Source organism: Chelativorans composti (assembly GCF_039541695.1).
In the GTDB taxonomy this organism is placed as follows: Bacteria; Pseudomonadota; Alphaproteobacteria; order Rhizobiales; family Rhizobiaceae; genus Chelativorans; species Chelativorans composti.
The window spans coordinates 1-20520 of the sequence record NZ_BAABGS010000018.1 but is presented as its reverse complement, the minus strand read 5'-3'; the positions used below and the strand labels follow the sequence as shown (position 1 = coordinate 20520).

General features: G+C 63.6%; 23 protein-coding genes. 13 read left to right on the top strand and 10 right to left on the bottom strand.

Going from position 1 to position 20520, the window contains the following annotated elements:
• Positions 1–131 precede the first annotated feature (131 nt).
• Complete coding sequence (gene nth / locus ABD906_RS05505) at positions 132–929, bottom strand: endonuclease III (protein WP_165277203.1); 798 nt, start codon at positions 927–929, stop codon at positions 132–134.
• 21 nt (positions 930–950) lie between these two features.
• Here nth and ABD906_RS05500 point away from each other — a divergent pair, with 21 nt between their 5' ends.
• The 4 genes from ABD906_RS05500 to ABD906_RS05485 all read left to right on the top strand — a co-directional run bounded on the left by ABD906_RS05500 (position 951) and on the right by ABD906_RS05485 (position 3367).
• The gene (locus tag ABD906_RS05500; protein WP_165277202.1) at positions 951–1433 is read left to right on the top strand and encodes a DUF2244 domain-containing protein; all 483 of its coding nucleotides are present in this window, start codon (positions 951–953) and stop codon (positions 1431–1433) included.
• An 83-nt stretch (positions 1434–1516) separates the two neighbouring features.
• Positions 1517–2353, top strand: a complete 837-nt coding sequence (locus tag ABD906_RS05495; protein WP_345098579.1) for a methylated-DNA--[protein]-cysteine S-methyltransferase — start codon at positions 1517–1519, stop codon at positions 2351–2353.
• 240 nt (positions 2354–2593) lie between these two features.
• Positions 2594–3019, top strand: coding sequence for an Hsp20 family protein (locus ABD906_RS05490; RefSeq protein WP_345098577.1), 426 nt, complete (start codon positions 2594–2596; stop codon positions 3017–3019).
• A 90-nt stretch (positions 3020–3109) separates the two neighbouring features.
• On the top strand, positions 3110–3367 hold the full coding sequence (locus ABD906_RS05485; RefSeq protein ID WP_165277199.1) for a BQ00720 family protein: 258 nt from the start codon (positions 3110–3112) through the stop codon (positions 3365–3367).
• A gap of 178 nt (positions 3368–3545) precedes the next feature.
• On the opposite strand, the gene ptsN is transcribed toward ABD906_RS05485, so the two are convergent.
• The 6 genes from ptsN to lptC all read right to left on the bottom strand — a co-directional run bounded on the left by ptsN (position 3546) and on the right by lptC (position 8570).
• Positions 3546–4013 carry a PTS IIA-like nitrogen regulatory protein PtsN gene (ptsN, locus tag ABD906_RS05480; RefSeq protein WP_165277198.1) on the bottom strand — a complete coding sequence of 156 codons (468 nt, stop codon included), beginning with the start codon at positions 4011–4013 and terminating at the stop codon, positions 3546–3548.
• Positions 4014–4064: 51 nt separating this feature from the next.
• On the bottom strand, positions 4065–4649 hold the full coding sequence (gene hpf / locus ABD906_RS05475) for a ribosome hibernation-promoting factor, HPF/YfiA family (RefSeq protein ID WP_165277197.1): 585 nt from the start codon (positions 4647–4649) through the stop codon (positions 4065–4067).
• A gap of 236 nt (positions 4650–4885) precedes the next feature.
• The gene (rpoN, locus tag ABD906_RS05470; RefSeq protein WP_345098575.1) at positions 4886–6355 is read right to left on the bottom strand and encodes an RNA polymerase factor sigma-54; all 1470 of its coding nucleotides are present in this window, start codon (positions 6353–6355) and stop codon (positions 4886–4888) included.
• Between the two features lie 248 nt (positions 6356–6603).
• A complete protein-coding gene (lptB, locus tag ABD906_RS05465; RefSeq protein WP_345098574.1) occupies positions 6604–7401 on the bottom strand; it encodes an LPS export ABC transporter ATP-binding protein in 798 nt (265 codons plus the stop codon).
• Positions 7391–7954, bottom strand: a complete 564-nt coding sequence (locus tag ABD906_RS05460; RefSeq protein WP_165277195.1) for an LptA/OstA family protein — start codon at positions 7952–7954, stop codon at positions 7391–7393. The genes lptB and ABD906_RS05460 overlap by 11 nt, the downstream gene beginning before the upstream one ends.
• Positions 7932–8570, bottom strand: a complete 639-nt coding sequence (gene lptC, locus ABD906_RS05455) for an LPS export ABC transporter periplasmic protein LptC (RefSeq protein ID WP_345098573.1) — start codon at positions 8568–8570, stop codon at positions 7932–7934. Before lptC ends, ABD906_RS05460 begins: the two co-directional genes overlap by 23 nt.
• Positions 8571–8898: 328 nt before the next feature.
• Between lptC and sppA the strand changes: the two genes are divergently transcribed.
• The 9 genes from sppA to ABD906_RS05410 all read left to right on the top strand — a co-directional run bounded on the left by sppA (position 8899) and on the right by ABD906_RS05410 (position 17077).
• Positions 8899–9858 (top strand): signal peptide peptidase SppA, encoded by a 960-nt coding sequence (gene sppA, locus ABD906_RS05450; protein WP_165277193.1) that lies wholly within the window; start codon positions 8899–8901, stop codon positions 9856–9858.
• A gap of 60 nt (positions 9859–9918) precedes the next feature.
• A complete protein-coding gene (locus ABD906_RS05445) occupies positions 9919–10203 on the top strand; it encodes an integration host factor subunit beta (protein ID WP_165277192.1) in 285 nt (94 codons plus the stop codon).
• 24 nt (positions 10204–10227) lie between these two features.
• On the top strand, positions 10228–10551 hold the full coding sequence (locus ABD906_RS05440) for a lipopolysaccharide assembly protein LapA domain-containing protein (protein ID WP_165277191.1): 324 nt from the start codon (positions 10228–10230) through the stop codon (positions 10549–10551).
• 228 nt (positions 10552–10779) lie between these two features.
• Positions 10780–11781, top strand: coding sequence for an RsmD family RNA methyltransferase (locus tag ABD906_RS05435; protein WP_165277190.1), 1002 nt, complete (start codon positions 10780–10782; stop codon positions 11779–11781).
• Positions 11778–12638 carry a TrmH family RNA methyltransferase gene (locus ABD906_RS05430; protein WP_165277189.1) on the top strand — a complete coding sequence of 287 codons (861 nt, stop codon included), beginning with the start codon at positions 11778–11780 and terminating at the stop codon, positions 12636–12638. Before ABD906_RS05435 ends, ABD906_RS05430 begins: the two co-directional genes overlap by 4 nt.
• Positions 12635–13126 carry a signal peptidase II gene (gene lspA / locus ABD906_RS05425; RefSeq protein WP_165277188.1) on the top strand — a complete coding sequence of 164 codons (492 nt, stop codon included), beginning with the start codon at positions 12635–12637 and terminating at the stop codon, positions 13124–13126. The genes ABD906_RS05430 and lspA overlap by 4 nt, the downstream gene beginning before the upstream one ends.
• Before the next feature lie 202 nt (positions 13127–13328).
• A complete protein-coding gene (locus ABD906_RS05420; protein ID WP_345098572.1) occupies positions 13329–15257 on the top strand; it encodes an ATP-binding protein in 1929 nt (642 codons plus the stop codon).
• Between the two features lie 114 nt (positions 15258–15371).
• On the top strand, positions 15372–16256 hold the full coding sequence (gene olsB, locus ABD906_RS05415) for a l-ornithine N(alpha)-acyltransferase (RefSeq protein WP_165277364.1): 885 nt from the start codon (positions 15372–15374) through the stop codon (positions 16254–16256).
• A gap of 101 nt (positions 16257–16357) precedes the next feature.
• Positions 16358–17077 (top strand): SH3 domain-containing protein, encoded by a 720-nt coding sequence (locus tag ABD906_RS05410; RefSeq protein ID WP_165277186.1) that lies wholly within the window; start codon positions 16358–16360, stop codon positions 17075–17077.
• 237 nt (positions 17078–17314) lie between these two features.
• Here ABD906_RS05410 and ABD906_RS05405 read toward each other — a convergent pair whose 3' ends face one another.
• The 3 genes from ABD906_RS05405 to ABD906_RS05395 form a co-directional block, all read right to left on the bottom strand.
• Entirely contained in the window at positions 17315–18310 is a 996-nt protein-coding gene (locus ABD906_RS05405) for an extracellular solute-binding protein (RefSeq protein ID WP_345098571.1), read from the bottom strand.
• 23 nt (positions 18311–18333) lie between these two features.
• Positions 18334–19311, bottom strand: coding sequence for an ABC transporter permease (locus tag ABD906_RS05400; RefSeq protein ID WP_345098570.1), 978 nt, complete (start codon positions 19309–19311; stop codon positions 18334–18336).
• A 193-nt stretch (positions 19312–19504) separates the two neighbouring features.
• Positions 19505–20431 carry an ABC transporter ATP-binding protein gene (locus tag ABD906_RS05395; RefSeq protein ID WP_345098569.1) on the bottom strand — a complete coding sequence of 309 codons (927 nt, stop codon included), beginning with the start codon at positions 20429–20431 and terminating at the stop codon, positions 19505–19507.
• Positions 20432–20520: the final 89 nt, after the last annotated feature.

The window sequence follows — 20520 nt, the reverse complement described above, 5'->3', positions numbered from 1 at the left end:
CCGTGGGCCCGATGTCTTGCACGGGCTCTGGTTTGTACCGCTCACCCGCCGACGGGCTCTGCCCGTCACCGCACTCCGGTGGCTCACTTCGCCAAGGCTCAGCATGAGGGAGCGGCCGACGAGTGGCGAGACTACTTCGCCGGCAGAAGGCCACTTTCCTCCCAGGGAACCAGCGGGGCAGGCACGTCGCAGGTCTTTTCCGGCGACTTGCAGATGTCGGCGATAACGCAGCGGGTGCACTCCGGCTTGCGCGCCTTGCAGACGTAGCGGCCATGCAGGATCAGCCAGTGGTGCGCGTGGAGAAGGTATTTCTCGGGCACCACCTTGAGGAGCGCCTCCTCCACCTCGTCCACGTTCTTGCCGGGAGCCAGCCGGATCCGGTTGGCGACGCGGAATATGTGCGTGTCGACCGCCATGGTCGGCTGGCGGAAGTACATGTTCAGCACCACGTTCGCCGTCTTGCGGCCGACGCCGGGAAGCTTCATCAGTTCGTCGCGGTCGGCGGGAACCTCGCCGCCATAGTCGCGGATCAGGGCTTCGGAGAGCAGGATGACGTTCTTCGCCTTGTTGCGCCAGAGGCCGATCGTGCGGATGTATTCGCCGAGCTTCTCCTCGCCTAGCGCCAGCATCTTCTCCGGCGTGTCGGCCACCTTGAACAGCTCGCGCGTGGCCTTGTTCACGCCGGCGTCGGTGGCCTGCGCGGACAGCACGACCGCGACCAGGAGCGTGAACACGTTGACGTGTTCGAGCTCGCCCTTCGGTTCGGGCCGCTGAACCGCAAAGCGGCGGAAAATCTCGTCGAGCTCATCCTCCGTGTAGGCGGTGAGGCGGGATTTGGGCCGTGCGCGTCGAGCGGTCGCCCTTGACGGCTGGGGGGCGCCCGGCGCACTGTCATTTACGGGTAAGGTTTGAGGCTTCGGCTTTTCCATAAGCGCTCTATAGTCCGAACGATGCTGCAAGAGAATGCCGCCGATACGCCTTTCTTCAAGGCGCTTCTGATTCCGTACCGTTCGCTCGGGCGGACGGGCTTCCTTGTTCTCATGGCCTTCATGCTGGGGGCCTGGGCATTCGTGGCCATCACCTTCTACAGCATGGGCGCGTGGCCGATCATTGGCTTCTTCGGACTGGACGTGCTGGCGCTTTACGTCGCCTTCCGCGTCAACTACCGGGCGGCGCGGGTGCGGGAGGAAATCGCTCTTTCCCGAACAAGTCTCGTGATCCGCAAGGTGCCGCTCTCGGGCCGTGTGGAAGAGCATCGCTTCAATCCGTTCTGGACGCGCTTCAACATCCGTCGCGGCCCGGAGGACATCATCGCGGAGATGATGGTCGAGACGCGCGGCATGCGCGTGGCGATCGGTTCGTTCCTCAATCCGGATGACCGGGAAAGCTTCGCCAGCGCCTTCGGGCAGGCTCTGGCCGCGGCGAAGCGGTAGCCTTTCGGGTCGAAACGTTTTCGCAAGAATCGGGTGGCGGTGTCGGTGCTGCCGACGCATATTTCACGGCAAGGAGGAATGCCATGCGAGCCGAACTTGCCGTGCTTGACCGTGACATCACGCCGGCGGGCGGAGACTATGAGCTTGTCCGCCGCGTGATCGAGAAAATCAGCCTGGATTACCGCCAGGAGCCAACCCTGGAGCAGNGGGCGGGGCTGTCACCGAAGGCCTTTCTTCAGGCTGTGACGCTCAATCACGCGCGGCGCCTGCTGGACGAGGGGATGCCGCTGCTGGAAGCTTCGCTCGAGCTGGGGCTATCGGGGCCCGGCAGACTGCACGACCTGTTCGTCACGCACGAGGCGCTGTCGCCGGGCGAATACAAGCTGCGCGGCGCGGGGCTCACGTTCCGCTATGGCTATCACCTGTCGCCGTTCGGAGTGGCACTCCTGATGATCACCGACCGAGGTCTGGCAGGCGTGGCCTTCGCGGACGCCGGGGAAGAGCAGCAGGCGTTCGAGGACATGCGCTCGCGCTGGCCGAACGCCACCTATGTGGAGGATCCGCAGGCCACGGCCCCCTACGCGGAGCGCATCTTCAACCCGTCGCGATGGCGGGATGCGGAGCCGCTGCGCATCGTCATGATCGGTACCGATTTCCAGGTGAAGGTCTGGCGGGCATTGCTCAGGATCCCGATGGGAAGGGCGCGGACCTATTCGGACATTGCCGCCGAGATCGGTTCGCCAAGAGCCTCCCGCGCCGTGGGCGCGGCGATCGGAGCCAATCCCATCTCGTTCGTGGTGCCCTGCCACCGGGCCATCGGCAAGTCCGGCGCACTGACCGGCTATCATTGGGGGCTCACGCGCAAGCGGGCCATGCTCGGGTGGGAAGCTGCCCAGCTGCGTAGGGCGTTGGCAGGCTGAGGGGGGCCGAGAAGGGCGCACCCCTCAATGGCGCCAGAACCCGCGCGGATTGCAGCTGCCCGAAAGGCAGGTTCCTGACTGCCCGATCCTTGTTCCGACCGCGAATACACAGGACAGTCCCCGGAGCCGGAGGGTGTCCGTCCCACATTCTTGAACTTTTTTTCCCGATCCACCATATCTGGGTTGCAAGGTCGCCTGATGGGGCCTTGCCACGACGTCGCTCATTGAGGACAGAGAGAAATGACGCGCATGACGCCCTTTTCAAACCCGTTGTTCCTCGGGTTTGAAAGCATGGAAAAGACCCTCGAACGGATCGCCAAGTCGGGGGACAGCTATCCTCCGTACAATATCGAGCGCATTCGACGGGGGAACGGCAAAGGTGAGCTTCTCAGGATCACGCTCGCGGTAGCCGGATTTTCGGAACACGACCTCGAGGTGACGACCGAGGAGAACCAGCTCATCATTCGCGGCCGTCAGTCGGACGATGCCGAACGCGAGTATCTCCATCGCGGCATTGCTTCGCGCCAGTTCCAGCGCGTGTTCATGCTGGCCGATGGAATGCGGGTGCTCGGGGCGGAACTGCGCAACGGTCTGCTCTCGATCGACCTGGACAGGCCGGAACCCGAGAGGCTTGTACAAAAGATAAACATTTCAGTGCGAGACTGATGACGTCTTGTAACGCCTGATCTGCAAAGGAACCGAATGGCTCTTGTGCGGGTTGGTCCTTGAGGACGGCCCGCCCCTAAGGAGGCTGATATGGTGGAAAACGGACGCAGGATTACAGTTACTCCGCAGCAGCTGGCAGCGCTGGGAGAAGGTGCCATTGCCTATGTTCGTGAAATGGCGGTGGAAGAGCTGCGCGGAAAGTTCCCCGGCATGCCTGAACTGGCGCCCGGCACGAAGCTCTGGGCCCTCTTTGCTGCAAACGGTCAGCCCATCCTGCTTGCCGATGGGCCGGAGGCCGCACTCGCCGGTGCATTCCAGAATGACCTGAAGCCGGTGAGCCTGCACTGAGCACCAGCAAGACCCTGTGTAGGCGCGGAAACGCGAACAGATTCTGATCATTCACGGCCGAACCGGAATGACGGCTCATGGAGCCTGATGGCTTCCGAATTGTTATTGCTCTCCAAGCTCATCCTTCGACGAGCTCGGTATGGGGGCCGTGAGCCGGAAGAGTGACGAAGGCGGCCGGTCAGACCGCCTTGCACTTCTCCTCGGCTTCCAGAAGGAAGGAATAGATGGCCGCGGCGTCGCGTGTGCCCCTGATCTTCGCGGTCACATCGCGCTCGCGCATCACGCGGGCGACGAGCGACAGCGCCTTCAGATGGTCTGCGCCGGCTCCCTCGGGAGCCAACAGCAGAAAGACCAGATCCACCGGCTGGTCATCCAGGGATTCAAAGTCGACGGGCGTTTCCAGGCGGGCGAAGACGCCGGTGATCCGGTCGATACCCGCGAGCTTGCCGTGCGGGATGGCCACACCATAGCCTGCGCCCGTGGAACCAAGCCGTTCCCGCTGGAGGACAGTGTCGAAGACCTGACGCTCTGGAAGGCCGGTGATTGCAGCAGCCCGTTCTGCCATGAGCTGGAGAACCTGCTTCTTTGAGTTCGCCTTCAAGGCCGGCATGATCGCCGAAACCTCCAACAGATCTCTCAGGTGCATGCTGTCCCTATCCTCTGCTCAGCGGAATGCCTTGCGGTCCGTCGACTCTGCTTACTGGGCAGTGCTCGAAGGATCAATCCACCCGATGTTTCCGTCAGCACGTCTATAGACGATGTTGATTTCGTTGTTGCTGGCATTTCGGAATACAACCACCGGGTTGTCGCGCATGTCCAGCTCCAATACGGCATCCGCCACGCTCATGGACTTGAGCGGAACGCGAAGCTCCGCCACCACGGCGGGCGCATAGCCCTCCTCGACCTCATGCTCTTCGTCCTCCGGACCAGTCATGATGCGATAGGACATTTCGGCGCCATCCGCCAGACCGTCCCCGGAAGTTGGATAGCTGCGCGATTTCAGCCTGCGATTGTAGCGGCGCAGTCGCTTTTCCAGGCGCTCGGACGCAATTTCGAACGCAAGCTGCGGCTCCTGAGCCTGGCCGGTCGCCTGAAGCTCGGCGCCACTGTCGAGACGGATCATGCAATCGGCCGTGAAACCGGCACGCTCCTTGATCATGTTCACATGGCCCGAATAGCCACCGTCGAAATATTTCGTGACAGCTTCCTCGATCTTGCCTTCGATGCGTGTCCGGAAGGCCTCGCCTACGTCCATATGCTTACCAGAAATGCGCAGACTCATTTTTACTGAAACCTTTTGGCCGGTTAGCGATGCTAGAGAGTTTATACTTGTGATCGGCGCTTACAAGCTTGAGCGGCAATCAAATGTGAAACTATCCGGACGCCGATCGTATCCCCTTAATCCTTGTCAAATCTCCACGCAGGCCTTCTCCACCGTGGAAGCGGGCGCTTCTAGTGGGTTCCGGCAACCCTGTCAATCCAAGGGGGCGTACCGGCCGTCGAAACGACGGAAGGATATCACCGCTGGGCGGCCAGCGCCTTCTTTTCCCGCCGGCGCTGGACGGAAGAGGGGAGGGACATGGCTTCCCGGTATTTCGCCACGGTGCGGCGGGCGATGTCGATGCCTTCCTTCTTCAGGATATCGACCAGGGCATCGTCGGAGAGCACGTTGTCGGCCGTCTCCTGGTCGATGAGCTGCCGGATGCGGTTTCGCACCGCTTCCGCGGAATGAGCATCGCCCCCGTCGGCGGAGGCGATCGCGGCGGTGAAGAAATAGCGCATTTCGAACATGCCGCGCGGGGTCAGCATGTACTTGTTGGCGGTGATGCGGCTGACGGTGGATTCGTGCATGCCGATGATGTCGGCAATCGTTTTCAGCTTGAGGGGGCGAAGGTGGCTGACGCCGTGGGTCAGGAAGGCCTCCTGCTGGCGGACGATCTCGGAGGCGACCTTGAGGATCGACCTGGCCCGCTGGTCGAGGGCACGGACGAGCCAGTTGGCGTTCTGCAGGCATTCCGAGATGAACGCCTGGTCCTGCTTGCCCGACCTGGCCGAGACCTGCGCGCAATAGGCCTGGTCGACCAGGACGCGGGGCAAAGCCTCCTCGTTGAGCTCCACCCGCCAGGAACCGTCGGGCGCGGGGCGGACGATCACGTCCGGCACGACCGGCGCGGAGCTGCCGGAGGCAAAGGCGGTGCCCGGCTTGGGATCGAGGGCTCGGATCTCGGCGATCATGTCGGCGAGGTCGCTCTCGTCCACGCCGCAGATCTTGCGCAGCGCGGCAAAATCCCTGCGGGCAAGGAGGTCCAGGTTGTCAAGCAGGGCCTCCATGGCAGGGTCGAGACGTCCCTTCGCCCGAAGCTGGATGGCAAGGCATTCGCAGAGATTGCGCGTGAAGAGGCCGGGCGGTTCGATGTTCTGCTGGAGCGTCATCAGGATGCGCTCGAGTTTCGCGCGGGTCGTGCCCGTTCGCACCGGCAGCTCGTCGAAGTCGGCGAGATAGCCGGAGTCCTCCAGCGAGTCGGCGAGGTGGAGGGCCAGAAAGCGGTCGGCCGGATCGCGGAAGATCAACGGGATCTGCTCCTGGACCACGTCGCGCAGGGTGCGCGGGGCGGCTGCGAAGGACTCGGCGTTCCAGTCGTCGTCGGACAGGGTGGAGCCATGGCCACCCGCGGACTTCCACTGGGCGGAGAGGTCCGGGCTGATCGTGTCGTGACGGCCGGGATCGTCCGGGTAGAGGTTCTCCAGAGAGGCGTCCAGTCGCTCCGAGATGATCTCGGCCTCGGACTGCTGCTGGGGTTGCGGCTGCTGGTCCTCGGAGGAGCGGGATTCGTCGCGGACGAGGAGGGGGTTTCTTTCGATTTCTTCGGAAACGTACTGTTCCAGCTCAACGGCGTTGAATTGCAGCAGCTTGATTGACTGCAGCAGCTGAGGAGTCATCACGAGGGACTGGGTCTGCTGTAACCCGAGTACCGGCTTTAGCGACATCGCTCGTCCTCACCCCCTGACCGCAGCGCGACGGCTGCGCGGGGATAAGAATGGCCTGAGACTTGCTTGTCAAGAATTCTACGGTTGTCGGAGCGCGTTTTTTGACGCGGGTGGGACGTCGCACACACGGGATTGACGAAGGTTTGGAGATCCGCGCTCAGTGCGGGCCAAGACGCGGGACTGATCAGCCCGAAACCTGAGCAGGACCGGTCTGCCATCCAGCAGACCGGTTTCCCGTTCCGCCCGTGTCAGAGCGCAAAACCCTCGCCGAGGTAGAGGCGGCGGACATCGGGATTGCCGACGATGTCCTCGGGCTTGCCGTGGGTCAGCACCTGCCCGGCGTGAATGATGTAGGCGCGGTCGATGAGGCCCAGGGTTTCGCGGACATTGTGGTCCGTGATCAGCACGCCGATGCCCCGCGAGGTGAGGTGCTTCACCAGTTGCTGGATGTCGGTCACCGCGATGGGGTCGATGCCGGCGAAGGGTTCATCCAGCAGCATGAAGTTGGGTTTGCTGGCGAGCGCGCGGGCAATCTCCAGACGGCGGCGCTCGCCGCCCGACAGGGCGATGGAGGGCGCCTTGCGGAGATGACTGATGTGGAACTCTTCGAGCAGGGAGTCGAGCATCTTCTCGCGCTCCTTGCGGCTCTTCTCGACCACCTCAAGAATGGCGCGGATATTGTTCTCGACCGACAGGCCGCGGAAAATCGAGGATTCCTGCGGAAGGTAGCCAATGCCAAGGCGGGCGCGGCGGTACATGGGCATGGCGGTCACATCGAAGCCGTCGATGTGAATGGTGCCCTGATCCACGGGAACAAGTCCCGTCACCATGTAGAAGCAGGTCGTCTTGCCGGCGCCGTTGGGGCCGAGCAAGCCCACGGCTTCGCCTGCGCGCACGCCAAGCGACACGCCATTGACGACCTGGCGGCCCTTGTAGGCCTTGGTCAGGCCGCGCGCGATCAGCGTCCCCTTGTAACGCTCCAGTTCGTCCAGGTTGGGGCCGGTTGAGTTGCGGGGCGTGCGTTTCCGGGGCGTATCATCGAGCATTGCGGTCCGGGGGAGTGATGAGCATCTTGACGCGACCGGCCGACGAGTTGCCGTTCTTGCAGCTCTCCAGCGTCGCTTCGCCGTTGCGGCCGCGAATGACCAGCTTGCAGCCAACGATCACGTTCTCGCCTTCGGTGAGGACAACTTCCTTTCCGGTCAGTTCGAGAATTTCGCTGCGCATGTCGTAGAAGCCGCGATCGCCGGTCGCCACCTGCTTGTCCGACTTCACATAGACCCCGCCCTCGACTTCGATGCGCTCGATGTTGTTGCCCGAGGCCGTGCCGGGCGTGGTGCCACGGGCGAAATAGACGGTCATCTTGCCCGAACGCAGCAGATTCGGGCCCTGAACGACCGAGACATTGCCGGTCAGAACGTTGACGCGGCCCTCTTCCAGGACCTCGAGGCGATCGCCCTGGATCTCGAGCGGCTCGTCATTGCTGAAATTCAGGCCTTCGCGCATGTTTTGCTGCGCCACGGCCAGACCCGGCAGGGCCGACAACAGGGCCAGGGTACAGGTTAGGCGGACCAGGTCAGTCCACGGCTTCTTGCGCATCGGTCGCCCCTCTCTTGATCTCTGACGGCTGAACCTGGATGTGGACCCCTCCATCAAATACCAGCTTCTTGCCGCCTTCGGCAGTCTCAAATCTTTCCGCTTCGATGCGGACACCATTCATCTGGATCGTCACGGGCTGGTCAGACTGAACCGTCCGGTTGGCCAGATCGACTTCCGCAGATTGCAGCTTCGCGTGTATGCCCGATGTGGTCTCTATGTCGATAGACTTGTCGAGCAAAAGACGGCTGGACTGACGGTCCAGACTGCCGCCGCCGGCGACGATCTGTGCGCTGTCCTTGTCGCCGAACGGGATCGTCGCGGCAATTTCCTCAAGCGAGAAGGTGCCGAGCGGCTCGCCCACCGGCTGCCGCGCCTTCTTCGCCGTGATCGAGTAGCGCTGGTTGTTCCTCGTGAACCCGTCCAGCGTCGGGTTGGACATGACAAGCTCGCCGTTCTCGACGGTCGTGTCGATGATGTCCACCTTGGCCGCGCCGAAACGGGGAAGATAAGAGTAGCCGAAGAATGCGATCACAATCAGCGTGGCCGCTACAGGCAGGACGATCTTCAGCGTCTTCACCTTGCGAGAGTGCCGCGCCGCAAGCGCAAACGCTTCCACACCGCGTTCATTGCGGCGGAATGTGCTGCCTCCCGGCGATTCTGTCAGCACGTCTCCCATCAATGCCCCTTTGTGTCTGCCTGTACATATGTCCTGGAACCGAAACCGCCAGTCTCGCGGGGCACGGGTCGCCGCGCTGATTTCCAATTTCGGCCAGAATAGCTTCTAATCAAGCACCGTGAATATACGTATTCTGATATATCTTGGTGAATCCGGGATGAACGGGCACCAAATTTCGCCCCCGATCAACAAGCCCGCATCTTCCGGTAGCTGATATGAGATCTTTCGTCTAAAAAACAAGCCCTTATGATTTTCAGAGAGGTGGTTTATGCCGTCCAGAGTTGACGAAATCATGGATCGCCGTAGCCTGCGGCGCAAGTTGACCTTCTGGCGGGTCATGACGCTCCTCGTCATCGCTGCGGCAATTGCCGGCGTGGCGCAATACGCCGTCACGGATACGCGGGGTGACCATATCGCGCGCGTCCGGGTCGAGGGCACCATCACGGAAGACGAGAAGCTGCTCGAGATGCTGGACCAGATCCGGAAGGATGATCGCGTGAAGGGCGTGATCCTGACGGTCGATTCTCCGGGCGGCACCACGGTCGGGGGCGAGGCGATCTTCAACTCCGTCCGCAAGCTGACCGAATCGAAGCCGGTCGTCGCCCAGGTCGGGACGCTGGCCGCGTCTGCCGGCTACATGATCGCCAGTGCGGCAGACCACATTGTCGCCCGGCACACGTCGATCGTCGGGTCCATCGGCGTCATCGTGCAGGTGCCGAACGTCGCCGGCCTCATGGAGAAGATCGGCGTCGGCGTAACCGAGATCAAGTCGTCGCCGCTCAAGGCGGAGCCGTCGCCCTTCTCCCCGGCGACCGAAGAGGCGAGGCAAATGGTTCAGAACATGGTGCGCGACAGCTACGAGTGGTTCATGGACCTGGTGGCCTCGCGGCGACCGCTGACGAAGGAAGAGGTTCGCCGGCTCTCGGACGGTTCCATCTTCACCGGGCGGCAGGCGCTGGAACGCAAGCTCGTCGACGCCCTGGGCGGCGTGGAGGAGGCCAAAGCGCATCTGGTGGAGAAGGGCGTCGCGGAAGAGCTCGAAATCGTCGAGTGGGAGCCGAAGCAGTCGGATGGCCCGTGGCTGCTTTCCGAAACCGCGGCCTTTTGGATGGGCGGCATGCGAGGCTTTGACATCAATGCCGCGCTGAAGGAAATCGGCGCCGAGCGGTTGTTCCTTGACGGTCTCCTGTCCCTCTGGCAACCTGAAAACGGGTTGGCTGGAGATTGAAAACTCTAGCAAAATCCGTGTAATAGGTCTCACGATACCTGAAACCGGCGGAACCTTATCATGATCAAATCCGAACTCGTGCAGATCATCGCGAACCGCAATCCGCATCTCTTCCTGCGTGACGTGGAAAACATCGTCAACGCGATCTTCGACGAGATTGCAGATGCGCTCGCGCAGGGGAACCGCGTCGAGCTGAGGGGTTTCGGGGCCTTCTCCGTTAAGAATCGTCCGGCCCGCGTCGGGCGCAACCCGCGCACCGGCGAGGCCGTTCACGTGGAAGAAAAGTGGGTCCCCTTCTTCAAGACAGGCAAGGAGCTGCGGGAACGGCTGAACGCCGGGAAGTGACGATCCCGTTCCCCGGATAATCCCATGTTCAATCGAATCGTCCTCACCGTCATCCTGGTGCCTCTGGCCGTGATCCTGATCGCGCTGGCGGTGGCGAACCGGGGACCGGTCGTATTCACGCTCGATCCGTTCAATCCGGGCAACCCGGCGCTCAGCGTCGAGCTGCCTCTGTTCGTGTACCTGCTGCTGGCGCTGATGCTCGGCGTGGTGGTGGGCAGTACCGTCACCTGGTTCCGGCAGGGGCGCTACCGCCGGCTCGCGCGGCAGTCGCAGGTGGCGGAGCGTGAGCGGACGAAGGCGACGAACGAGGGCGAGCGGCCGCAGGGTACCGCACTCGCGCGGTACTAGGGCCAAGTCCGCCGGGCCAATGCGCCTGCGCGCGAGTCCCGGCGACAAATCACGGGCCGAGACTTGTGAGCGCGCTTGCGCGGCCGCAGGTTGCCGCTTCCGATTGCGCCGGTTTCTCCTCTATGGCACAAGCTGCCAAAATCACCGCGCCACGGACTGTTCCGCGTTGAGGTCTTGACCCGTGGCGCCGCAAAGGGCAGCGGCCATACAGCAAGCTTGGAGCCTCCGTTGAAGACGTTTCGCGAGAAAAAGCATCAGCCGGCACCGAGCCGCGAGGATCAGGGTGCGCAGGCAAGACCGGCGCCGCGGCGCTCGGCGCGGCCGCAAGGCGCGCTGCCGGCCGAGCGGCTGCCGGTGATTCTGGAGGTGCTGCCCAACAAGGACTATGCGCTGCTCGACTCGGGCGACGGGCAGAAGCTCGAGCAATATGGCCCGTACCGGATCGTGCGGCCGGAGGGACAGGCGATCTGGCGGCCGGCGCTGCCCGAGTCGGAGTGGGCGAAGGCGGATGCGATCTTCACCGGCGATACGGACGAAGAGGGCATGGGGCGCTGGCGGTTTCCCAAGACACCGCTCGGGGAAACCTGGCCCATGCGGCACGAGGACATCGACTATCTCGGCCGGTTTACCTCGTTCCGGCATGTCGGCGTTTTCCCCGAGCAGGCGACGCACTGGGCCTTCATGCGGTCGTTGATCGAGAACGCGAAGCGCCCCGTGAAGGTGCTCAACCTGTTCGGCTACACGGGGCTCGCCTCGCTGGTGGCGGCCAAGGCCGGGGCGCATGTGACCCACGTTGACGCTTCCAAGAAGGCCATCGGCTGGGCGCGGGAGAACCAGGAACTGGCGCGGCTCACCGACAAGCCAATCCGCTGGATCTGCGAGGACGCGATGAAGTTTGTCGAGCGCGAGGTCCGGCGCGGCAATGGCTACGAGATCATCCTGCTCGATCCGCCGGCCTACGGGCGCGGGCCCAAGGGCGAGGTATGGCAGCTGTTTGAGCATCTCCCGGCGATGGTCGAGGCCTGCCGGCAGATCCTGTCGGACAAGCCGCTGGCGGTGGTGCTTACAGCCTACTCCATTCGCGCCTCCTTCTTCGCCATCCATACGCTGATGCGGGACAGTTTCGCCGGCATGGGCGGATGCGTGGAATCCGGCGAACTGGTCATCCGCGAGCAGGCCGCGGGCCGCGCCCTGTCAACATCACTCTTTTCGCGGTGGGTAGCTGAATGAACGAGACACGAGCCAAGGCAACCGCGCCCGGCAGGGTGAAGGAAATCACCAGCCTCTCCAACCCGCTGGTGAAGGACATCAAGGCGCTCGCGCTAAAGAAGTACCGCGAGCGCGACAATGCCTACATGGCCGAGGGGCTGAAACTGGTGATCGACGGGCTGGATGCCGGGTGGACGATCCGCTTCTTCATCTTCGCCAAGGCGGGCAACGGCAATCCGGCCGTGGAGAAGGCTGCCGCCCGGACCGTGGCCGCTGGCGGAACGGTGCTCGAAGTGAGCGAGAAGGTACTTTCAGCCATCACCCGGCGCGAAAACCCGCAGATGGTAGTGGGCGTGTTCGAGCAGCGCTACCGTCCACTCAAGGATATCCGGCCAGCGCCGGGCGACGTCTATGTGGCGCTGGACCGGGTTCGCGATCCCGGCAACCTCGGCACGATCATCCGCACGGCGGATGCCGTTGGCGCCAAGGGCGTGATCCTTGTGGGCGACTGCACGGATCCGTTCGCGATCGAGGCGGTACGGGCGACGATGGGTTCGCTCTTCGCAGTACCGCTGACGGAGACCGATGAGGAGGAATTCCTCGCCTGGCGGAAAGGTTTTAAAGGACTGGTCGTCGGCACCCATCTCAAGGGGTCGGTGGACTATCGCACCGTTGACTACTCGAAGGGGCCGGTGCTGCTCATGATGGGCAACGAGCAGAAGGGCCTGCCCGACAGCCTGGCGGAAGCCTGCGACAAGCTCGTGCGCATCCCCCAGGCCGGCAAGGCCGATTCCCTCAACCTGGCGGTCGCGACCGGCGTGATGCTCTACGAGATCCGCCGCAGCGCCTTCCCGCTGACAGGGGAGAATGGCCGATGAGACGCAGCACTGCCTGGTTCATCTTCACGGTGGTCGCGGCGGTCGTGTTCGACCAGGCCATCAAGCTGTGGGTCGAGACCAACATGCCGCTCCACAGCCGCATCGACCTCATACCGTTCCTGTCGCTGCTGCATACGCAGAACACCGGGATCGCGTTCTCCTTCCTGTCGGACCTCGGCAGTCCGTGGCTAGGAGTGATCGCCATCGCGATCATCGTCTTCGTGGCGGTGCTCGCATTCCGGACCGATCCGCACCAGATCTATGCGCGGACAGGCTTCGCGCTCATCATCGGCGGCGCGATCGGCAACCTGATCGACCGGCTGATCGGCGGCTACGTGGTGGATTATGTGTATTTCCACACGCCGGTCTGGTCCTTCGCCATCTTCAACCTGGCCGACGCCTTCATCACGGTCGGCGCGGGGCTGGTGATTTTCCAGGAGTTCCTCGTCTGGCGGCAGGGGCGATCCGCGAACCGCGCCTCGGAGTGACCGGAGGATTCGTTCGCCGCTGCAGGAAAGCCCTCCCGGATCCGATGGGCTGGCTGCCTCCGGTTTTCGCGCGAAAAGCGGCGGGCTCCCGGAGGCGGAACGGATCGCGAAAGCCAGTCAACGGTCAATTCGACATGGCTGCAGCGATTTGCGTTTGAGGGCGTTTGTCCCTAAAAATGTGTCCATGAGGGAAGGGTGGGGCATGCAACCGGGCGGGAGAAATCCTGCCATCAAGGGACATCAGGAGGATGTCCGGTCGGCGCTCGGTGCGCTGGGAGACGTGGTCATTCAGTATGATCACGACGGCCGGATCCTCTGGTGCAATCCGCAGCTCTGCTTTCTGCTGGAATGCGCGGCCTCCGATCTCAAGGGCAAGCTTCTTCCGGAACTGGGTATCGATATTCCGGTCGGTCCGGGGAGTCCTGCGGAAGATGGACCACCGGAAAGCGTGGTTCACACGGGACAGGGCGTTCGCTGGTTCTCGTGGCGCGAAGTGGAGCTGGAGGACGAGTACGGTGGGAGAAGCCGCTTCGCGCTTGCCCGCGACATCACGCACATCAAGCAGCGGGAGGCTGCACTCATCGAGGCGCGCGAACAGGCGGAGCAATCGAGCCTTGCCAAGTCGCGACTCCTGGCAACCGCGAGCCATGAACTCCGCACGCCCATGAACGGCGTGATCGGCATGGCGGGCCTGCTCGCCTTTACTCCGCTGACGCCCGAACAGCAGACCTACGTCCAGGCCATTCGCACATCAGCCGAATCCCTGCTGAAGCTCGTGAACGAACTCCTCGACCTGTCGCGAATCGAAGCCGGGCGGCTCGTGCTCGAACCGCAGCGCGTCTCCGTTCGCGAGCTCATCGAGAGCGTGGTGGAGCTGCTCGCCGCCAATGCCTTCGAGAAGGACATTGCGGTGGCCTCGCATATCGCTCCCGACGTGCCCGAAAGTTTCACGGTCGATCCGTGGCGGCTGCGGCAGGTGCTGTTCAATCTCGTCGGCAACGCGATCAAGTTCACCGAGAAGGGCGGTGTTCTGGTGACCGCAGAATGCAGCAGGCCGGACGAGATCATGTTCACCGTCGAGGACACCGGCCCCGGCATGAACGGCGAGACGGTGGCCCGGCTTTTCCGGGAATTCGAGCAGTCGGGCGACCGGACGCGGCACCCTCAACAGGGCGTGGGGCTTGGGCTGGCCATCACCCGCCGTCTCGTGGTGGCGATGGGCGGATACATTGCCGTTGAGACGGCTCCGGGCCAGGGTGCTGCTTTCAGGGTCTTCCTGCCGCTCGTTGCGCCCGAGCCAAGCACCGAAAGTGCAGACGTGTTCGCCGGGCTCAAGGTGGCGGTCCTGACACCCCGCGAGATGGAAGCCAGGGCGCTGGCGCAAGCGGTTGAATCGAGGGGCGGGACGGTGCGGCTGCTGAGCGGGGAGGCGGAGGCGCTGGCCATGATCGATGAAGGTCATGGCGACGTCGATGTCCTGATTGCGGATGCGTGCCTGGAAACGGGCGGGGAACCGATGCTGGCCCGCTTGCGCAACCGCGGACTTCGGACCCGGCGCGCGCTGACCATGATCGCTCCCGTCGATCGGCCCCGTCTGCCGTATCTGCGGGAAGCCGGTTACAACGCCTTCATAGCCCGTCCCCCGCGCGGGTCGACGGTCGTTCGCCTTATCAGCGGCGACCTGCCCAGCCGGCCGATGCAGCCTTCGAGCGAGCGGCAGGCGATTCTGAAGAAGGCGGAGATTGGGCACAAACTGAGGGTGCTGCTCGCCGAGGACAACCGGATCAACGCACTTCTGACGGAGAAGACGCTCAGCAGCGCCGGCTGCGCTGTCACATGGGTGCGGACCGGCGCCGAGGCGATGGAGGCATTCAGCGAGGCTCCGCGGAGCTATGACCTTGTCGTGATCGACCTCAATCTGCCTGACGCCTGCGGACTCTCGGTCATCGAGCACATTCGCTCTGTCGAACGCAGCAAGTCCATCGATCCCGTCGTGATCGTCGTCCTGTCAGCCGACGGACAGCCGGCTACCCGGCGCGGTGCGCTGGAAATGGGAGCCAACGAATTTCTCCAGAAACCCGTCGAGCCCTCGGCGCTCATGGATCTGCTTGCGAAACTTGGTGAATCCTGAGCTTATTGTGGTATGAGGGAGCTCAGGTTCATTGCCTGTCATGTTTCTGTCCTCGCGCGCCTCTGTATCAGGCGGGCATCATGACCGGGAGACCAAGACGTGAGCAGTATTCAGATGGATGGCAATCCGGGGAGCCGTGAGGCGGCATTGCTGGAGCGCGCATATCTGACCGGTGACGCTCCGGCCCAGGGTACTGTCCTCGGCCGTCTTGGAACAATGCAGGTGCGGCTCGCGGAAAGCGGCGATGACGTCACCGCAGCCCAGATCGTGCGTTATCAGGTCTTCGTGCAGGAACTCGGCGCCAGAAGTGCCTGCGCCCAGGCGGAGGGGCGTGACGCCGACGAATTCGACGCCATCTGCGACCACTTGCTTGTGATCGACACTGCTCCCGACGAGGAGGGCAGGCCGCACCGCATCATCGGAACCTACCGGCTGCTGCCGCAGGAACGGGCCGTTCGCGGATTCTACTCGGACGGTGAGTTCGAGCTGTCCGAGCTGGTGGCGCGGCATCCGGAACGCCGGTTTCTGGAGCTTGGCCGGTCCTGCGTGCTGCCGGATTACCGATCCAAGCGCACCATCGAACTCTTGTGGCACGGGATTTGGGCCTACTGCCGACGCAACCGAATCGACGTGATGGTGGGCTGCGCATCTTTCCATGGCGTGGAACCGTCAGAGCATGCACAGGCGCTGTCACTCCTGGCGCATGACTTTCCCGCGGAGGGCGAATGGCACATCCGAGCGAGGCCCGACCGTTATTCCAGCATGAAGCTGATGCCGCGGGAGAAGGTCGATCCCAAGGTTGCCCTGGCCGGGATGCCGCCACTGGTGAAGGGCTACCTGCGCCTGGGCGCCCGTTTCGGCGACGGATGCGTCATCGACCGCGATTTCGACACCACCGATGTGATGGTCGTGCTCCCGGTGGAGAACATTCCGGCGCGGTATATTGACTACTACACGCCCAGCGGGGCGATGACCGGCATCGACGGGCGTTCGGCCTGACCCAATCGGAATTCATCATAATTGTCTTAATGCCGCCGCAGTTGGAACTTTTGCTGTCTAAACATGTTGAGTGCGGCGAGGTTCTCTGCAGGAGTCAGAAGATGGTTTATCGCGTGCTGCTTGGGGCGGCAGCTATCATGGGGGTGGCGACCGTCGGTGCGCTCGCCCAGAATGCCTATACGACTGCCAATGTAAACATGCGGGCTGGCCCGGGTACCGACTATCCGGTGGTGGTCACGCTGCCAAACGGCGCGGTTGTCGACGTCCACGGCTGCCTCAGCGGATGGAGCTGGTGCGATACCTCCTGGCGCGGTAACCGCGGTTGGGTGAGCGGGCGCTACCTGCAGATGATCTACCAGAACCGGCGCGTCTACCTGCCCGAGCTGGCGCCGCGCATCGGCATTCCGGTCATCACCTTCCAATTCGGCAATTACTGGGACCGCTGGTACCGCGATCGTTCGTGGTATCGCGATCGCGACCGGTGGGGCCCGCCACGGCCCCCGCGTCCGGGCGCAGTTCCTCCTCCGCCGCCTCCGCGGCCTGGCGTCATGCCTCCTCCGCCACCGCGGCCGGGCGATGCTCGACCCGTGCCGCCGCGTCCTGGGGCCGGCAACCCGCCGCCTCCGCCGCGTCCGGGTGCGACCGCACCAGGTGCACGGCCGCCTGCGGCAGCCGCTCCCGATCGCAATAGACCTGGTCCCAACGCGAACGCTCCCCGTCCGCGTCCGCAGCAGAGCGAGGATCGTCCGAGAAGCCCGTTCCCGCGGCGTGACAATACGTGTCCCAGCGGCAGGGTCGGTCCCAACGGTCAGTGCATCTGACAAGCAGCGCTTGATCGCAGCAAGACTCCCCCGGCCACGCGCCGGGGGCTTTTTGTTGGGCGACGGTTCGGCGCGATGTGTCTGGTCCTGAGCAAGTGTGTGCTGGCCCTTGCCCGCTGTCCAAACATTTGGTCCTTGCGGTTCCGGGAGGGGAAATGCGGTCCCGCATTGTCTGGAACCGCTCCAAACAAAACGGCGGCCGAAGCCGCCGTTGTGTCCTGATTGCCTGACGCGATCCTACTTGAGGGCGAAGAGCTCGTCGAACTTGCGCAGGTTCTCCTCGCGCTCCGCAGCCGCCTTGGCGTCGTCGTAGACGAAGGCCTTGATCTGGTCGAAGGGCAGCTGGCCCTCCGGTGGAGCGACGTCCGGACGGACCGAGCGGCGGTTGGTGATGCCGACGGAGATCTCGTGGGCTTCCTTGGAGTTCAGGAAGTCGAGAAGCTTCTTCGCGTTCTCCTGATTCGGAGCGCCCTTGATCATGGCATTGGCGGAGAAGCGCAGCGCCACGCCCTCCGACGGATAGATGGCTTTCACAGGATAGCCTTCCCTGGCGAGGCTCACGACATTGTTGTCGTTGATTACGCACATGTCATACTCGCCCTTGGCGACACCCTGCCAGACCAGCTGCGAAGAGTTGAGGAAGGTGGCGTTCTCGACGACCTTGGCCGCCACGTCCCAGCCGTAGAGCTGCAGGAGCTGGCCGAACTGGCCGTAGGCCGAGCCGGACAGCGACGGGTTGGCGAGCACGATACGGCCCTTGTACTTGGGATCGGCGAGGTCGGCCCAGCTCTTCGGCGCTTCCTCCTCGGACATGCGATCTGTGTTGATCATGAAGGTCTGCAGCAGCAGGTCGAGGCCGTAGTAGAGGCTGTTCTCGCCCACGAACTCGCGCGGGTAGGCCGCGTCGTCAGCCGTGAGATAGGGCTCGAAGAGATCCGGCTTGTCCTTGTAAGCTTCGACGCTGGCGCCCATCAGCACGTCGCCGTTGGGGCTGGCGCTCTCGGCCTCGATGCGGGTGAAGAGTTCGCCCACACCGGCATTGATGACGTCCACGGTGATGTCCGGGTGGTGCTTGTTGAAGGCCGCGACCAGCGCGTCAGCGAGCTTCGCGCCGCCCGGGTTGTAGAGCACGACGCGGCCGCTGTCGGCGCGCGCGGGCAGGCTTGTGCCGGTGGCCGCCATGGCGAGCAGGCCGGCGGCGCCCTTGCCGAATTGTCTGCGAGTGAGCTTCATCGTTTCCTCCAATGTTGGATGATTCAGCGGAACATGTCCGCCATGTTCTTGCCGACCAGCTTGCTGGCGCCGAAGACCAGAGACAGGACGAGCACGATGGTGACCGAGCCGATGGCGGCAGCCGCCGCCGTCTCGTCGGCAACGAGACGCTCGAAGATGGCGATGGAGATCGTCTTCCATTGCGCGGAGTAGAGGAAGACGGTCACGCTCATTTCGCTCACGAGGTCAGCAAAAGCGATGATCGCGCCGGCCAGTACGCCGGGGGCCACGAGCGGCACCGTCACCTTGCGCATGGTGTAGCCCCAGGTGGCGCCGCAGACGGTGGAGGCTTCCTCGATGCGCGTGTCGACCTGGCTGAGGGAGGCGGACACGGTGCGGAAGACATAGGCCACCCGCCGGACGAAATAGGCGAAGATCAGGATCGCCGCCGTGCCCGTGAGCACGATCGGGCCGGAGTTGAAGGTGATGAGGAAGGACACGCCGGTGATGATGCCTGGCAGGATAAAGGGCAGCATCACGGTCAGGTCCAACGCCCACTTTCCCTTGAACTTGTGACGGACCGACGAATAGGAGACCAGCGTGCCGAAGACCACGGCCATGAGGGTCGCGGCACCCGCCAGGAACACGCTGTTGGTGATGACCTGACGCAGCACCGGCCAGATCGTGATGTAGTTGCCGAGGCCGTATTCAGTGGGGAAGACGGTGCCCGCCCAACGCTCCGCGAAGGAGATCCAGATCACCATGATCTGCGGCAGCAGGGCGACGAACAGCAGGCCCCACACGTAGACGTTGGCGAAGATGCGGGCGCCGCGTCCCGCGGACTTCGGCATGCGGCGGGTGACGCCGGTGACGGTGACGAAGCGGCGACGCCGGTTGAGCCAGGTGAGGATCAGCAGCGCCACGAGCGTGATGCCGACGTTGACGAGGGCAATGGCCGCTGCAGCGTTCAGGTTGAAGAAGCCGTGCACCTGGAAGTACATGAGGGTCGGCAGCACATACATCTGGCCGCCGAGAATGGCCGGTACGCCGAAGTTGCCGAGCGCCTTGATGGCAGGAAGGCCGAGACAAGGAGCTGCAGGATCGGAATCAGGATGAAAAGGACCAGGACGGCGACGGTGAGACCGCCCGCTACCCAGGGGAGCCAGTCGATGCGCCTTGTCCGCGGGCGCTCCGGCGTTGCTGTCACGGCCGCCGTCATCGCGCACCTGCCGGATGGAAGAGGATGGCTTCGGCCGGATCGAAGGTGAGGCGGGCGGATTCCCCCTCGCCAAGGCCCGGCACGGAGCGGACGGAGTCGATGATCAGGTCGCGCCGGCTGAGGCCGCACTCGACGATATAGCGCACGAAACTGCCCAGGAACTGGACACGCACGATGCGACCCTCGATGCCGGGATGGTCCGTGGTCTGAAGGCGCAGGTGCTCCGGCCGCACGTTGACGATGCCATGGCCGGGGGCGATGCCTGCCGCCTCGTCGCTCTCGAGCTCGCAGGTGCGGGTGAGCGTGATCTCGCCCATACCCGGGACGCCGACGCGCGCGCCGTCCTTGCCCACGGAGAGGAGCGAGACGTCGAGGAAGTTCGCCTTGCCGATGAAGTCCGCGACGAAGAGCGAATTGGGGTTTGCGTAGATGTGCTCCGGCGCGCCGAACTGGCGCAGGCGGCCGCGGTCGAAGACGCCGATGCGGTCGGAGACCGACATGGCCTCCTCCTGATCATGGGTGACGTAGAGCGTCATGATGCCGAGCGTCTTCTGGATGCGGCGAATCTCCTCGCGCATCTGCACGCGCAGCTTGGCGTCGAGATTGGCGAGCGGCTCGTCGAGCAGGAGCATGCGCGGGCGGTAGACGAGGGCGCGGGCAATCGCCACGCGCTGCTGCTGGCCGCCGGAGAGGTCGGACGGGTAGCGGCCGGCCAGATGGTTCAGCTCCAGCATTTCCAGCGTCTCGCCGACGCGCTTGCGGATCTCGGCCTCGGGGGTCTTGCGGATGCGCAGGCCGTAGGCCGTGTTCTCGAACACGGTCATGTGCGGGAAGAGGGCGTAGGACTGGAACACCATGCCGATGTCGCGCTCGAAGGCGGAATAGGCGGTGAAGTCCTGGCCGTCGAAGTGATCCACCCCCATTGAACGGGTCCACCTTGAAGTATGGTTTTGACCATGAAGGAGGACCACAATGGCCAACAAGCGACACAAGCCCGACGAGATCGTCACGA